This is a genomic window from Christiangramia pacifica (genome assembly GCF_057221535.1).
This window is the reverse complement of the sequence record NZ_CM170146.1, coordinates 3366520-3383194: the sequence shown is the minus strand read 5'-3', so window position 1 is coordinate 3383194 and position 16675 is coordinate 3366520. Positions and strand designations below refer to the sequence as shown.

Below are 16675 nucleotides of genomic sequence, written 5' to 3'. Positions count from 1 at the left end.
AATGATGGATTTTAAGAAAATTGATGCACCGGTAAACACTACTACTATTAACAGAAATAAAGTAGATGCTCCAACCGGAAATATTTATGAAGCGATCTCAATAGTTGCTAAAAGAGCTGGACAGATCAATGGTGAAATAAAAAAGGAATTACTGGAGAAGCTTGATGAATTTGCTACTTACAACGATTCTCTAGATGAGATCTTCGAAAACAAGGAGCAGATCGAGGTATCTAAATTCTACGAAAGATTGCCAAAGCCACAGTCTCTAGCGATCCAGGAATGGTTGGAAGACAAGATCTACTACCGTAACACAAAAGATATCGAAGAATAGATCTGCGCATAAATATGTCTGTACTTAAAGGCAAAAAAGTTTTATTGGGTATTACCGGTGGTATCGCCGCTTTTAAAACTGCCGCTTTAGTACGTTTATTTGTGAAGGCAGGTGCCGAGGTTAAAGTTGTAATGACTCCTTCGGCTAAAGAATTTATCACTCCGCTTACACTTTCTACGCTTTCTAAGAATGAAGTTTTTTCTTCATTTACAGACGAGGAAGACGAGAATGCAAAATGGAACAATCACGTTGAACTCGGCCTCTGGGCCGATTTCATGCTTATAGCCCCTGCTACAGCCAGCAGTCTTTCCAAGATGGCATCGGGCAATAGTGACAATTTTTTGCTGGCAACCTATCTATCTGCTAAATGTCCTGTGTTTTTTGCCCCGGCAATGGATCTGGATATGTATAAGCACCCATCTACTAAGAATAGTTTAAAGAAACTTCAGGAATACGAGAATATCATGATCCCGGCAGGCGAAGGTGAACTTGCTAGCGGACTCCATGGCGAAGGCCGTATGGCTGAACCTGAAGAGATCGTTCAGTTTATTGAAGATCATTTTTCTGAAGATCTGCCTTTAAAAGGTAAAAAGATCCTGATTACTGCGGGGCCCACATACGAAGCTATAGATCCTGTTCGTTTTATAGGAAATCATTCCAGCGGAAAAATGGGTTATGAGATTGCTGAAGCCGCCATGAAATTAGGCGCTAAGGTAACCCTGATTTCTGGGCCGACTCATTTGAGTATTGATGAAAATAATATCCATCTGATCAGGGTAACCAGTACCAGGGATATGTATGAAGCAACTCATGCACATTTTCCAAATACAGATGTTTTTGTTTCTGCCGCAGCGGTAGCAGATTACAAGCCTAAATTTGTAGCAGACAAGAAGATCAAAAAGAATGATGATTCTCTTACGCTAGAATTGACAAAAACGGAAGATATCCTTGCCAGCTTAGGAAGGGAGAAATCTACTCAAAAGCTTATTGGTTTTGCCTTAGAGACGAATAATGAAGAGGAAAATGCCAGAAAAAAATTAAAAAAGAAGAATCTGGATTTTATTGTTTTAAATTCACTGAATGATAAAGGTGCAGGTTTTCAAAGTGACACTAATAAAATTAGTATCATATATCCTGATAGAAAAAAGGATTTTGAACTGAAATCTAAAAAGGAAGTTGCCAGAGATATTTTAAACGAGATCATAGAATTGTTTGATGCGTAAGATTTTTACATTAATCCTAGTTTTGAGTTTTATTCAATTTGCCCAGGCGCAACAGTTGAATTGCGAGGTTATTGTAAATGCAGAGCAGACAGGTCAAACGAATCTTTCAGTATTTAAAACTCTTGAAAGAGCCTTAAATGAGTTCGTTAATCAAACGGTCTGGACCGACAAGAGATTTCAGAATCATGAACGTATCAATTGCAGTATGTTCATTACTATCAATAGTTTTGAAGGGGAAAGTTTCAACGGAACTATCCAGGTACAATCTTCTAGGCCAGTTTACGGAACTTCACTAATAACGCCGGTCTTCAATTTTAACGATGAGCAATTTAGCTTTAGTTACAGGGAGTACCAGCCATTGAACTATAGCCAGAATAGCTTTAATTCTAATCTTATCTCGGTAATTTCATTTTATGTATATACGATCATGGGGATGGATGCCGATACATTTGCTCCTGAAGGTGGAACCGCGTATTACGAAGAAGCTAATCGTGTCGTGACGAACGCGCAGCAGGGAAATTCCCAGGGTTGGAGAGGTTCAGACGGTCAGAGGTCCAGATTTAGATTAAATGCAGATCTTCTCGCAAACACCTATGCTGAATACAGAACAGCGCTTTATAAATACCACCGTTTAGGCCTGGACGTCATGCATGAAGATGTGCTTGCCGGTAAGAACTCCATAGCAGAAGCATTGAATGATTTGGAGGTAATGAATAACCGTCGTAATAATTCACTGCTATTAAGAGTATTTCTTGATTCCAAGGCAGATGAGATTACTTCTGTTTATTCCGGTGGTCCTGCGGTGGAAGACAGTCGCGAGCTGATGGAAACCCTGAATAATATCGCTCCAAGATATGCCAGGAACTGGAGAAATATTCAGTAGGTATTTAGGTTGATTTCAATTTTTTTCTCCCGTATATTTAGCACAAATTTTAACCGATTTGCTTACATCTCTTTCTATAAAAAATTACGCTCTCATTGAAGATATTAATATTGGTCTTCAGCCTGGATTTACCATAATTACTGGTGAAACAGGAGCGGGTAAATCTATCATGCTTGGCGCTCTTGGTCTACTATTGGGAGATCGTGCCGATTTCAGTTCAATCCGAAATACTGAAAAGAAGTGTGTGATAGAAGGGACTTTTTCAATTTCAAATTATAAGCTTGAAAGCTTTTTCAAGAAAGAAGACCTGGATTATGAATCTCAGAGTATTATCAGACGAGAGATTCTACCTTCAGGGAAATCGAGGGCTTTTATAAATGATACTCCAGTTAAGATCACTGCCCTGCAGAAGCTTGGTGATTATTTGATCGATATTCACAGCCAACATGAAACTCTGAGTCTTGGAAATGTCGACTATCAATTCAGTGTGATTGATACCATTGCCAAAAATGAATCGGTAATTCTGCAGTATAAAAATGAATTGAAAGAGTATAAAGTTCTTCTCAACCGACATGAAGAACTAAAGGAGCAGCAATCGCAGGCAGCCAAAGAATACGATTATAACCTTTTTCTTCTGAATGAACTCGAAGAAGCGAAGCTGAAACCAGGAATGCTGGAGGAGCTGGAAGAAAGATATGAGGAGTTGAATAACGTTGAAGAACTTACGGAAAATCTTAGTTCTGCGATCAACTTATTGCAGCAGGACGAAATAGGAAGTTTGGAAAGCCTGAAGGCTGTTCGAGCCAATCTTTTACGGATTTCTAAGTTTTCGGCTAATTATGAGAATTTTCATAACAGGATACAGAGCGCAATTATCGAGCTTGATGACCTGGAAGCTGAAATGACAGACGCATTGGAAAGAATAGAGGCAAATCCTGAGGAACTGGAAATAGTAAATCAAAAATTACAGCTAATCTATAATCTTCAGAAAAAGCATAATGCGGAAAATGTTGAAGAACTGCTTCAAATAATTGAAAGTCTTCAGCAAAAAGTTTCCGTGACCGAGAATGCTGAGTCGGCACTGAAGGAAATCCAGAAAGCGATAAAAACTAAGGAGCAAACTTTGTCCAAAACGGCAGATCAATTGCATGAAAATCGTAAAAAAATAGTGCCAGCTTTTATAGAGCAAACAGAACAGATCCTGAAAGATCTTGGAATGCCAAATGCCCGTCTGGATATTCAACTTGAACAGGGAAAGGAATTTCTTGCCAATGGTCGCGATAAACTGGACTGGTTCCTGGCGGCAAATAAAGGTGGAGATTTCAAGGAAATCAAAAAAGCGGCTTCCGGAGGTGAACTTTCCAGGATCATGCTGGCGGTGAAAAGTATTCTTGCGGCACAAAGTAATCTTCCTACCATTATTTTTGATGAGATAGATACCGGAGTCTCTGGTGAGATTGCCAAGAAAATGGGGGAGATACTACAGAAAATGGGAAATAATATGCAGGTAATTGCGATTACTCATCTGCCACAGATCGCCGGAAAAGGAGCTACTCATTTTAAAATTTTCAAAGAAGATAATGAGGTTGCTACCCAAACCAAGATTGTTAGACTTGAAGAAAACGACAGGATAGAAGAGCTTGCTCTAATGCTGGGCGGTAATACCAAAAGCGATTCTGCACGTGCCCATGCCAGGGCATTATTGAATTGATCTCTGTCTGAACACATCAAAATGCCGGAAATGTCTGTAAATCTTGAGGCTTTACATAAAAAGTATTTCCATCAACTTTGCTATATTTACAAGCTTAACAACCACAAAATATAAATCACATGTCATATAACCTGCTTAAAGGTAAAAGAGGAATTATTTTCGGAGCTTTAGATGAAAATTCTATCGCGTGGAAAACTGCAGAAAAAGTTCATGAAGAAGGTGGAACATTTGTGCTTACAAATGCACCTATCGCCATGAGAATGGGAAGTATTAAAGACCTGGCTGAAAAAACCGGTTCAGAGATCATTCCTGCTGATGCAACAAAAGTTGAAGACCTTGAAAACCTTGTAGAAAAGGCTGTTGAGATTCTTGGAGGCAAAATTGATTTCGTATTGCATTCTATTGGAATGTCTGTAAACGTAAGAAAAGGTAATCACTATACAGATATGAATTACGATTATACCACGAAAGGTTGGGACGTTTCAGCGGTATCTTTTCATAAAACCATGCAGGTTCTTTATAAAAAGGATGCGATGAACGAGTGGGGAAGTATCGTAGCTTTGAGTTACATGGCTGCCCAGAGAGTATTCCCGGATTATAATGATATGGCAGATAACAAGGCCTATCTGGAATCTATTGCTCGTAGTTTCGGTTATTTCTTCGGAAAAGACAAAAAAGTAAGAGTGAATACCATTTCTCAATCGCCGACTCCGACCACTGCAGGACAGGGAGTGAAAGGTTTTGACGGGTTCATCGCTTTTGCTGAAAAAATGTCTCCGCTTGGAAATGCGACTGCAGAAGAATGTGCTAACTATACGCTGACCTTATTCTCAGATCTTACCAGAAAAGTAACTTTACAAAACCTTTTCCATGATGGTGGATTCTCTAATACGGGTGTAAGCCAGGAAGTAATGGAGGCATTCACGAAAGACGAAGACTAAGAATCATATATATTTTACTGCCGGAAGACTGTATCTTGAAAAGAGCAGATTTCGGCAGTTTCTTTTTTAATCACTTCACATGCAACCAGAATATTCCTTTGTGATTCCGGTATACAATAGACCTGATGAGATCAGGGAGTTGCTGGAAAGTATGAGGAAACTTGACTCAAAAGTTTCTTTTGAAGTGGTGATCGTGGAAGATGGTTCAAATATAAAATCTGATGAGGTTGTAAAAGATTTTGCAGAAGAGCTTACTATCAGCTATTACTACAAAAGCAATTCCGGTCCTGGCGATTCCAGGAATTATGGAATGAAAAAAGCTACAGCCGATTATTTCCTGATCCTGGATTCTGATGTATTGCTTCCTGAAAATTATCTGAATGAAGTAAACCGGTTTTTATTAGAAGATTATTGCGATTGTTTCGGAGGTCCGGATGCGGCCCACGAATCATTTAGTGACGTACAAAAGGCAATTGATTACACCATGACCTCTTTCTTTACTACCGGCGGAATTCGTGGTGGTTCAAAAAAGGGATTTCAGCCCAGAAGTTTCAATATGGGAATCAGCCGAAAAGCTTTTGAAGCCAGTGGAGGTTTTGGGCAGATCCATCCCGGTGAGGATCCTGATCTAAGTCTGAGATTGAAAAAATCAGGATTCCAGATATGTTTGATTCCGGAAGCGAAGGTTTTTCACAAGCGTAGAATTGACTGGGATAAATTCTATATGCAGGTAAAGAAGTTCGGACTCGTAAGACCTATTCTGAATAAATGGCATCCCGAATCTTCTAAAATGACCTATTGGTTTCCCAGTGTTTTCATCCTGGGATTCATTTTTTCCATAATATTGGCTCTTTTTGGAGAGTTCTTTTATATAGGTTTTTACCTTATTTATTTCCTAATTATTGGGATAGATGCTGCTATAAAAAATAAAAGTATTTATATTGGGTTACTTGCAATAAAGGCAGTATTTGTTCAGTTTACTGGATATGGAATGGGATTTTTGATCTCATCTTATAAAACCCGGATTCTGAACGGGGAGCCTGAAGAGGTATTCCCAAATCTATTCTTTAAAAAAAATACAGGTGGCTAGAAAACCAAGATTTAAAAAGTCCAGTGTAAAGACGTTCAGTTTTTTTCTGATCTTTTCTGCCATTGTGTGGGTGCTTGTTCAATTTTCTAAAACCTACACGCAGTTAATTGAGATTCCCGTAAGCTATACCAACACCCCTCTGGATAAGAGTATTTCAGATCAAAAACCAGATCATGTAGACCTGCAATTGCAGGACAATGGTTTCAGTATTTATTATTATAAGATATTCAATCCGCAACTGGTTATAGATTTGTCTAAAGCCAGGGAAGCAGATAAACAACTGGTTTACACTCTTCAGAATCACCTTACCGATATTGAGCAGCAATTAAAGATCGATTTTGAAAATTCCAGGATCATTCAGGAAGAGATCGTGGTGCCTTTTCAATTTAAAAAAGAAAAGATGCTGAAGGTCATTCCTAATATCGAGGTGAATTATGCTGTAGGTTTTTCCGCGAAAGACAGCGTTAAGGTGACACCAGATTCTGTAAAAGTTAGCGGACCGGAAAAGATCATAGATAGCATAGTAAGTGTTCCTACGAGGTCGATTAGCCTGAATAAAGTAAATTCAGACCTTGATGGCATCGTAAGCATTGATACTTCGGGACTGGGAGAAGTTAGTTTTTATGAGAATAGTGTTCGGTATACGCAAAAGGTGGAGAAATTCACCGAAGGAAGTGCTGAGATAGCTGTAGAGGTGGTGAATGTGCCGGAAAATCTAAACCTGGCCTATTTCCCAAAAACTGTCGTTGTCTATTACCAGGTGAATCTAAAAGAATTTGAAAATATCAGCGCAGCAGACTTCAGGGTGGTATGCGATTATAAGGACATTAAGAAAGGTGATGATTATATGATCGCCAAGATCGTTGAAAAACCAGACTTCATTAATAACATCAGATTGAATGAGCGTAGGATCCAATTTGTAATCAAGCGATGATGGTAATTGGACTTACAGGCGGAATTGGTAGCGGAAAGACCACGGTGGCCGGTTTTTTCAAGGAAAGAGGAATTCCGGTTTATATCGCAGATGATGCCGGGAAAAGACTGATGAATACTTCTGCTGAGATCAGGAATTCTATCATTGAACTTTTTGGTGCTGAATCATATAAAGGTGATACTCCAGACCGTAAGTTAATCGCTTCCAAAGTATTTAATGATAAAGAAAAACTCTCCAAACTTAACCAGATAATTCATCCGGCGGTGGAAAAAGATTTTCAGCAATGGCTTTCAAATCAATCTTCTGAATATGTGATCTACGAAGCTGCTATTTTATTCGAAGCGGGTGGTTATAAAAAATGCGATTACAGCATCCTGGTAAAAGCTCCAAAAAAATTAAGAATTCAAAGACTTCAAAAAAGGGATGATAGCTCTGTTGAAGAAATTCAGGAGCGAATGAACAACCAGTGGAGCGATGAAAAAAAATCTAAAATGGCCGATTTCCTAATAAATAATGAGGAATTAGCTCAAACGAAACTACAGGTTGAACATATTCATCAGGAAATCTTAAAAGCAGGCAAAAATCGTTAGAAGTTCTGTTAACATTTGGTTAAACACTTTAGTGTCTAAATGTTAAAATATTACTTTTGACCGCATGAATAAGAAGCTTTTTGTCCTTCTAGTTGCGCTGATGAGCTTATCCCTAATCGGTATTATTTTCGTTCAGGGATACTGGATTAAAAGCACTATAGATGATCGTGAGGAACAGTTTTCTTATAACGCAAAGCAGGCTTTATTAGACGTATCAGAAGAGATACAAAGCCGGGAATTCGAGAGGTATTATTTTCAATTTAAAAACCCAGACAGCCTCAACAGTAAACTTAGCGATAGAACTTTAACCGAATATTTTTATAGCAACCGTGACGATAGCAGAAACGAAACTTATTTCAATAGCGAAATAATCCTGGAAGAAGATTATAAAGTTTCTTCTGGCTTTCTGCAATTCGCACAGGATAGTATCCAGTTCACCAAAATGATCAATAAAAAGGTGACAGATATTGTTCGGAATAATCAGCTTGACAATGGTGATAACCTTAGTGCCAGACAGCGAATAGAGCATATTGAAAGGCTGTCCCGAATGGAAGAGGTGGAGAAGGATATTTTGCGTTCAGCAATTTCAGAATTAGTAGTAAGGCTACCGATTCATAAAAGAGTTTCAGAAAAAACCATTTCAGAACTACTGGAAGAGGAATTAAAAGACAGAAATGTTGAATCTGGATTTGAATTCGGAATTTATAATAACTCTATTGCCACCAATGTTCATTCAGATAATTTCAGCCTTGATCATCCTGCCACTTATGCTGTGCCTCTTTTCATGGATAGCGTGGGAAATAGCGGATATCAATTGCTGGTGAATTTTAAAGATAAGAAACAGGCGGTTTTATCTTCGGTGATCCTGATGGCTTCACTGTCTATCATCTTTACTTTGATTATTGTGATCGCATATTCCAGTGCATTATCACAGCTGATCAAACAAAGACAGATCTCACAGATAAAAACCGACTTTATCAATAACATGACCCATGAGTTCAAAACGCCTATCGCCACGATCAATCTTGCGTTAGATGCAATCAAGAACCCAAAGGTTATAGAAGACCGTTCGAAGGTTTCACGTTACCTGCAAATGATACGTGATGAAAATAAAAGAATGCATGCCCAGGTAGAAAATGTATTACGAATTTCTAAACTGGAAAAGAACGAGCTGGACCTGAAAAAGGAAAGGCATCAGTTGCATGATATCATCTATGATGCGGTAACGCATGTAGAACTGATCATTGAAGATCGTGGAGGTTATATCCAGACGCATTTTGGAGCTTTGAGATCCTCTATTTTGGCAAATCAGGATCATTTTACCAATGTGATCGTGAACATCCTGGATAACGCAATTAAATATTCAGAAGATGCGCCAAAAATAGATATCTACACCACGAACGTAAAGAATTATATCTGTTGTGAAATTAGAGACCAGGGAGTGGGAATGAGCAAACTGGTACAAAAGAAAATATTTGAAAAATTTTATCGTGAGCATACCGGTGATATTCACAATGTCAAAGGTCACGGATTAGGATTGGCTTATGCCCGCCGAATCATTGAAGATCATCATGGTGACATTACCGTTAGCAGCGAAAAAGGAAAAGGAAGTACCTTTTATATTAAACTACCACTAATATCTTAAATATATGGAAACTGAAAACAAGAAAATTTTATTAGTCGAGGATGATCCGAATTTCGGAACGGTCCTAAAAGACTACCTCGCAATGAACGACTATGAGGTGACTCATGCAAAAAATGGAATGGAAGGATTCGAAAAGTTCAAAAAAGACGATTTCGATCTTTGTATCCTTGATGTGATGATGCCTTATAAAGATGGATTTACTCTTGCAAAAGAGATTCGTGATAAGAACGAAGAAATTCCAATCATCTTCCTAACTGCGAAAGCGATGAAAGAAGATGTGCTTAAAGGTTACAAAGTTGGGGCAGATGATTACCTGAACAAACCATTTGATAGTGAAGTTCTTTTAATGAAGATCAAAGCTATTATGCAGCGTAAAGCTACAGATAGTGTTGCAGATTCTAAACAATTTGAATTCGAGATCGGTGATTTTCACCTGAATTCAAAATTGAGATTCCTTACTTTCAGAGATGAGGAACCGCAGAAATTGTCTCCTAAGGAAAACGAATTATTAAGATTATTGGCGTTGCATGAGAACGATCTAATGCCAAGAGAGCTTGCGCTTACTAAGATCTGGAGAGACGATAACTACTTTACTTCAAGAAGTATGGACGTTTATATCGCCAAGCTTAGAAAATATCTGAAAAAAGACGAGAATGTGGAGATACTGAATATCCACGGAGAAGGATTCAGACTTGTTGTTAAGAACAAGGAAGAAACCGAAGCTTAATCAAAATTTCAGTTTCCGGGATGTACTGCATCGTGGTGAAAATCGCCATGATGCAGTAATCTATCTCGAATAGTCCCGGTTATTTTTTTCTTTCCGGACTGAATTGCAGTCCGTGCCGTAATCTTAGCATAAATTTAAGATCGGTTTTCTTACAATACTTATCTTTATGGCATATACCTAATTTGCCCAGATTGATAAGTGCAGCCGAAATATGTGATTTTAAGGGCTCTTCCCTGAAGAAGGCCTGCATTTACCTCATTCTTTTATTTTTATTTACCGGAAATGTTTTTGGACAGGATTCTGCTACTATTGTACCTTCGTATGATTGGTTGGATGGAAAGGATATAGCAGAGGTTGTTCCAAGAATTATTTTTAATCCTTTACCTAAAGTTGTGGTAAATACAGAGGATATTAGAATAGCTATAGATAGTGATTCTAAAAATAATGTGTACATTCTTTCATTCGGTAAAGGAGTTGATAAATATGATAGTGACGGAAACTTGTTGAATGGTAATTTTATACCAGAAAGTGATTTAGATAATCCCTTAGATCTAGCAATTGATGAAGAAGGTTATATTTATGTAGCAGATTATATAGCAAGTGGAGATTTTAGAGATAATGGTAAAATTAAAATATTTGATCCACAAGGAAAATTTTTACCTGGTAGAACAATATTTACTTCATTTTATAGGCCATTAGGTCTCGATGTCGATGAGAAAAACATTTACGTAGCTGAATATAATGATGGAAATCAAGGCCCTGAGCCTGAAAAAATGAGTAGGATTCGGATTTATGATAAAAACTCAAAAGTTCCAATAAATGAAACCGAAAATATTTCCGCTCCATATAGAATTGCTGTAAATTCAAATAAAGAAATCTATGTGAGTCACGCTAATATATCCACTACGGAAGAAAATGCTGACCCTCAAGTTTTAAAATTTAATTCGTCGTTAAAAAATCCTGTATTGCTACCAAACATAACCTCACCAGGTAGTATAGTAATTGACGAATTTGGGTATGTTCATATTTTAGAGTATCGGAATAGAGTTAACTTTCAGAAATTCATAAACTATGAAAATTTAGGTACCCAAGAAACCCTAGACCTTTATTCGCAAATAGATGAAGGTATTGATAAGAATGAGTTTCAAATAAAAGTTTTTGACTCTTTTGGAAATCTTCAAAAGACTTTGACTGACAACGATTCTAATTACCTTAATATCGAATTTCCAGTGGATTTAGCCTTTAATAATTGCAACAAAATGTTCAGTATTAATGCTTCAACATATGGAAATGCATCAATCGATTTCGATCTCGAAATTTACGAAAGAACTCCGGCATTCGACGACGAAGCCCCAGTCTTTACATTTTGCCCGCCGTCTAACTCATTCGATATTGCAGAAGGTGAAACAACGGCCACTATCACTTATGACGATCCAACAGTTAGCGATAAGAATAACTATACTTTAGAGCGTACCAGCGGCCCGGCATCTGGATCGTCTCTTAGTGCAAATACATACACTATAGTATATACAGCAACTGATGTTTGTGGTTATGAATCTAAATGTGAGTTTCAAATCACCGTAAATGCAGCTGATGAACCCGATCCTTCTATAACCTGTCCTGATCTCGATACAACATTAACATTGGATGAAAACTGTGATTTTACCTTAGCAGATTTTGAAGCACTTATAATCACTGAAAATTTCAGTAATGATCCAAGTTTTAATATAACTACCATAGAATTAGGAAGCCGCGTAGAGGTAACCGTTCGGGTAAGTGATGGCGCAGGAGGTTCCGAAGTGGGAAGTTGTGAATATACCTTTCAATTGGTTGACGAAATCGCCCCTGAGATCTCATGTCCAGAAAATATCACAGATACTTTTGATCCGGATACCGGTTACGAAGTACCAGATCTAAGCTCACAGGTAACCGTTTCTGATAATTGCACGGCTACAGCCGATCTGGATATTACTCAGGTACCAGTAGCAGGGTCTAGGATTTACGAAACCACTACGATTACAGTTACGGTAACGGATGAAGCTGGTAAATTCGTAACCTGTACCACCTTAATTGAAATTTCCCCTGAAGAACCACTGCAAATTATTGACTGCAGTACTGAAACCATCAATGTCTCCGCAGATCAAAATTGTACGGCAAGCCTGGCAGATTACCGTGATGATTTTTCTACGAATTACGAGGACGCCATTATTGAACAAACACCCGCTCCAGGAATAAGTATTACAGGTAATACAACAGTTACTTTAACGCCGGTTAGAGAAGGTGAAACGGGAGAATCCTGCACTTTTGCGGTAATTGTAAAGGATGATACTCCGCCGGAAATTTCAACCTGTGCGGCTGAAAGAAATATTAATCTTTTAGAGGGATATACGTATACTGTACCAGATTATAAATCTGAAGTAGATTTTAGCGATAACTGTGACTCAGATCTTGAATTTTCTCAAAGTCCGGCTGCCGGTGAAGAGATTACCGAAACCACTACGGTAACAATAACCATAACAGATGATGCAGGATTAAGTGTTGATTGCTCGACTAGAATCAATATTTCTACAACAGAAGAATATTTATTTGAATGTATTGGCGATCTAACCGTAAAATTAGGTGAAGACGCTATTAATTCTCCAGTAACTGAAATTCCAACAGAAGATTTTATTACGAGCGATACTTCAATTATAGATTTTGAATTAAGAGTTCAACAATTCACCTGCGAAGATATAGGTACTAATCCTCTGGTAATTCGAGCTACCAATAACCAAACCGGAGAAGCATATTCGTGTACGGTAAATGTAACTGTAATAGATGTCGGTGAACCTTTGATTATTTGTCCTGCAGATGTTCAGACCAGGGAAATACCATCGGATGGAGTTTTTATTTTGCCAGATGTTGTGGGTCCTAATGGCATAATTGATAATTGTACACCTTATGAGGATCTGGTGATCGTTCAGGATCCACCAGTTGGTGCCGAGTTTACAGAGGCAGGTGATTACCTTATAACCATAACCGCGACGGATATTTATGACAATGTGGCGACCTGCGAAGTAACCTACAGGCTGGTGGATAATACAGATAACGAACCGCCTGTAATTTCATGTCCGGAAAATATTAGCGTTTCTAACGATACCGGTGTTTGTGGTGCGGTTGTGAACTTTTCAGAGCCTACTGCTAGCGATAACAGTGGTAATGTGACGGTAGAAAGAACAGACAATACAGGCTTGAATAGCGGAAGAGTATTTCCTGTTGGAACTATTACCCTTTCCTATAGAGCTACAGATGAAGCCGGAAATGAAGCAACCTGTAGTTTCGATATCACGGTTATCGATAATCAGCCTCCGGTGATCGAATGTTTAGATTCTTATACTCTGGCTTTTCAAAGTGGCAGTACAGGAATTCTTAACGCTGAAGATCTTTTAAATTCTTTTAGGGATAATTGTGATGGCGAGAACATTAGCCTTGAATTAAACAGAACCGAATTTACCGATGCAGATGACGGGCAAACTTTTGATATTACTATAACTGCCACAGATTCAAGCAATAATGGAATTACTTGTATAGTTCCGGTGGAGATCATGGTGTTCCAGGAAAATGAATTGATGCTGAATTGTATAGATGAATATACTATTGAAGCCGATGAAGATTGTAATTATTTGGTGCCAGATTTTGCTCAGATCTTAACATACAATCCAGAATCTGCAGCGATTAGCCAGTCCATAGCTGCAGGAAATATTTTAAATGCTGAAACAGATATCACGGTTACGGCAATTTTAGACGTTGAATCTCAAAGCTGTACTATATCACTGGTTTTTGATGATAATATCGCTCCTACGCTAAATTGTCCAGGCGAACAGATAATACAGGCAAATAATGGATCTTCTGTTCCAATCCCAGATTTTACCGATCTCGCAGAAGCTGAGGATAATTGCGGTGTTGTACAGGTAAGTCAGACTCCTGCGCCAGATTCGATGGTTTCTAATGATACAATGATCACTATTACCGCCAGCGACGCCGCCGGAAATTCTACCGACTGTAGTTTTAACTTACAGATTGTTTCCGGAAATGAACCTTCTATCTCCTGTCCCTCAGATAAAACCGTAGCTATAAATGACGAGTGCACTTTTATAATGCCGGATTATACTTCAGATGCGCAGGTTTCTAATGGAGACGGACTCGAAGTTACCCAGCAACCTGCTCCGGGTACAGAAATCGCTTCTTCTCAGGTAGAGGTCACTCTGAACCTGATAAATGGAAATAATTCCAGGTCTTGCAGTTTTATGGTTTTTCCTGAAGATCAAACTCCTCCGGTTCTTCAATTACAAGATCTAACAGTAAACCTCGATGCAGATGCAACTGCGATCATTAGTTTTGAAGATCTGGATAATGGTTCCTTTGATGCCTGTGATGAAAATGTAACGTACACCATCAGCAAAGAGAGATTCACGTGTAAAGAGATTGGTAGTAACCGGGTTGAGGTTGTAGCAACAGATACTAGTGGAAATACTACTTCTGCAACTGTTACGGTAAATGTTACCGATACCAATTTGGTATGCGAAATACCACCATTTGAAGAAATTGAATACGTTTATATCTATCCAAACCCAAATGTGGGAAGCTTTAAGGTTTCTACTCCAACAGGAGTAAGTATTGAAAGAATAGAAGTTTTTGATCACCGCGGAAGGTTCATCGCGGCTAAAGATTTTGAAGCTGGAGATCTTGAGTATGCTATGGATGTCGGGCCATTGCAGGAAGCCGTCTATGTATTGAAAATAATTACCAACGAAGAAACACTTACCCGCCGGATGATTTTTAAGTATTGATCCTGGAATCCAGGTAATCAAGGATCTTTTCAGCTGATTCATTATAGTCGAACCATTTGATATCATCATTCTTTCTAAACCAGGTGAGCTGTCTTTTGGCAAACCTTCGCGTATTCTTTTTAATTTCTGAAACCGCAGTTTCAAGGTCAATTTCTCCGTCTAAATACTGGAATAACTCTTTATATCCAACCGTATTTAGGGCATTGAGTTCTCTTTTTGGGTATAGCTTTCTGGCTTCTTCCAGTAAACCATTTTCTATCATGATATCTACACGCTCATTGATGCGCTCGTAGATCCTTTCGCGATCTGCCGTTAAACCAATAGATATGCTTTTGAAATTTCTTTCAGGCTTATCCTGTTCTAAAAATTCAGAAAAAGGTTTTCCTGTTTCCATGCATATCTCCAGTGCTCGGATGAGCCGGTGCGGATTCTGGACATCAGCAGTTTTATAATATTCGGGATCCAGCACAAATAGTTTTTGTTGAAGCCAGTCAATACCATCTTTTTCCAGATGATCATTCAGATTTTTTCTTATTTCGGGATCAACTTGTGGAAATTCGTTGAGGCCTTCATTTACCGCTTTCACATAAAGTCCGCTGCCACCAACCATAACTATTGGATTATATTTTGGAAATAATTCTTCCAGTTTTGCAATGGCTTCTCTTTCAAAATCACCTACCGAATAGTTTTCTTCAATAGAAATATGCTGAATAAAATGATGGGGAGCAGCAGCCAGCTCATCCTTGTCGGGAACAGCAGTTCCAATCTTCATTTCTTTGAAGAATTGTCTTGAATCTGCTGAGATGATTTCGGTTTGAAAATGCTTGGCAACTTTAATGGAAAGCGCAGTTTTTCCAATTGCGGTTGGTCCAAGAATATTGATGAGGTAATTATCCATTTAATTTGAATCCGCAATTATGGCAAAATTCGGCGTCATCCAGATGTCTGCCTTCATTACAATTAGGGCAAACCTGCGTGTTTTTAATCGGCTTGTCGGTAGCTTTGCTGTATTCGGCACTAACGATCCCTGTAGGTACGGCAATAATACCGTAACCGGTAATCATAATTAGAGATGCGATAAGTCTTCCCAATGGAGTAACCGGGGCAATATCTCCAAAACCAACTGTAGTAAGCGTTACGATACACCAGTAAATACTTAGCGGAATATTATCAAATCCACCGCCTTTTCCTTCTACAAGATGCATTAGCGTACCGGCGATGATACAAATGATGAGTACGGCAAAGAGAAAAACAAATATCTTGGCTTTACTATTTCGAAGGGCATCTATTAGTTTCCTGGATTCACCGATATAACGGGTTACCTTTAATACCCTGAAAACTCTTAGTAATCTAAGCGCTCTAATAGCAAATAAAAGGTTTGCGCCGCCAAAGATGAAACCAATATAACTTGGGAGGGTGGAGAGGAGGTCCACCATTCCGTAGAAGCTAAAAATATACCGCTTGGGTTTATTAATAGCGATGATCCTCAGGATATACTCCACTGTAAAGATGGCGGTAATGACCCACTCAGCGATATAAAATTCCCAGGAATATTTTACGAGCAGTTCGGTAACACTTTCCATCATCACAAGCGCGACGCTTATTAAGATCACAATAAGTAAGGCAATGTCAAAAATCTTGCCCGCAGGAGTATCAGCCTCATAAATCACTTCATGAAGTTTGAATTTCCAGTGTGGCATTGATTTGTTTTCCTTCAAATTGAATTAAATGGAGTTGTTCAAATTTAAATAATTTCTTCGAGTACGATCAA

At 38.5% G+C, this 16675-nt stretch carries 13 protein-coding genes; 11 read left to right on the top strand and 2 right to left on the bottom strand.

All coding sequences use genetic code 11. From position 1 onward, the window contains the following. Window positions 1–4: 4 nt before the first annotated feature. From AC2S94_RS15525 to AC2S94_RS15475, 11 genes are all read left to right on the top strand, one after another. Window positions 5–331, top strand: coding sequence for a DNA-directed RNA polymerase subunit omega (locus tag AC2S94_RS15525; RefSeq protein WP_309561327.1), 327 nt, complete (start codon window positions 5–7; stop codon window positions 329–331). A gap of 14 nt (window positions 332–345) precedes the next feature. Next, window positions 346–1554, top strand: coding sequence for a bifunctional phosphopantothenoylcysteine decarboxylase/phosphopantothenate--cysteine ligase CoaBC (coaBC, locus tag AC2S94_RS15520; protein ID WP_484629455.1), 1209 nt, complete (start codon window positions 346–348; stop codon window positions 1552–1554). After that, entirely contained in the window at window positions 1547–2437 is an 891-nt protein-coding gene (gene porD / locus AC2S94_RS15515; protein ID WP_484629454.1) for a type IX secretion system protein PorD, read from the top strand. The genes coaBC and porD overlap by 8 nt, the downstream gene beginning before the upstream one ends. 58 nt (window positions 2438–2495) lie before the next feature. Beyond that, complete coding sequence (recN, locus tag AC2S94_RS15510; protein ID WP_484629453.1) at window positions 2496–4148, top strand: DNA repair protein RecN; 1653 nt, start codon at window positions 2496–2498, stop codon at window positions 4146–4148. A 119-nt stretch (window positions 4149–4267) separates the two neighbouring features. Then, window positions 4268–5089 carry an enoyl-ACP reductase FabI gene (locus AC2S94_RS15505; protein WP_484629452.1) on the top strand — a complete coding sequence of 274 codons (822 nt, stop codon included), beginning with the start codon at window positions 4268–4270 and terminating at the stop codon, window positions 5087–5089. Between the two features lie 79 nt (window positions 5090–5168). Beyond that, window positions 5169–6179, top strand: coding sequence for a glycosyltransferase family 2 protein (locus tag AC2S94_RS15500; RefSeq protein ID WP_484629451.1), 1011 nt, complete (start codon window positions 5169–5171; stop codon window positions 6177–6179). Continuing rightward, window positions 6172–7113, top strand: a complete 942-nt coding sequence (locus tag AC2S94_RS15495; RefSeq protein ID WP_484629450.1) for a YbbR-like domain-containing protein — start codon at window positions 6172–6174, stop codon at window positions 7111–7113. Before AC2S94_RS15500 ends, AC2S94_RS15495 begins: the two co-directional genes overlap by 8 nt. Further along, the gene (gene coaE, locus AC2S94_RS15490; protein WP_484629449.1) at window positions 7110–7703 is read left to right on the top strand and encodes a dephospho-CoA kinase; all 594 of its coding nucleotides are present in this window, start codon (window positions 7110–7112) and stop codon (window positions 7701–7703) included. The genes AC2S94_RS15495 and coaE overlap by 4 nt, the downstream gene beginning before the upstream one ends. Before the next feature lie 64 nt (window positions 7704–7767). Next, window positions 7768–9348 carry a sensor histidine kinase gene (locus AC2S94_RS15485; RefSeq protein WP_484629448.1) on the top strand — a complete coding sequence of 527 codons (1581 nt, stop codon included), beginning with the start codon at window positions 7768–7770 and terminating at the stop codon, window positions 9346–9348. 4 nt (window positions 9349–9352) lie between these two features. Continuing rightward, a complete protein-coding gene (locus AC2S94_RS15480) occupies window positions 9353–10075 on the top strand; it encodes a response regulator transcription factor (protein WP_083642999.1) in 723 nt (240 codons plus the stop codon). A gap of 191 nt (window positions 10076–10266) precedes the next feature. Then, window positions 10267–14904: an HYR domain-containing protein gene (locus AC2S94_RS15475; RefSeq protein WP_484629447.1), complete on the top strand. Its 4638-nt coding sequence runs from the start codon at window positions 10267–10269 to the stop codon at window positions 14902–14904. On the opposite strand, the gene miaA is transcribed toward AC2S94_RS15475, so the two are convergent. Both miaA and AC2S94_RS15465 read right to left on the bottom strand, forming a co-directional pair. Continuing rightward, entirely contained in the window at window positions 14894–15802 is a 909-nt protein-coding gene (gene miaA, locus AC2S94_RS15470) for a tRNA (adenosine(37)-N6)-dimethylallyltransferase MiaA (RefSeq protein ID WP_484629446.1), read from the bottom strand. The genes AC2S94_RS15475 and miaA overlap by 11 nt on opposite strands. Beyond that, window positions 15795–16604 (bottom strand): ion transporter, encoded by an 810-nt coding sequence (locus AC2S94_RS15465; RefSeq protein ID WP_484629445.1) that lies wholly within the window; start codon window positions 16602–16604, stop codon window positions 15795–15797. The genes miaA and AC2S94_RS15465 overlap by 8 nt, the downstream gene beginning before the upstream one ends. Window positions 16605–16675 lie beyond the last annotated feature (71 nt).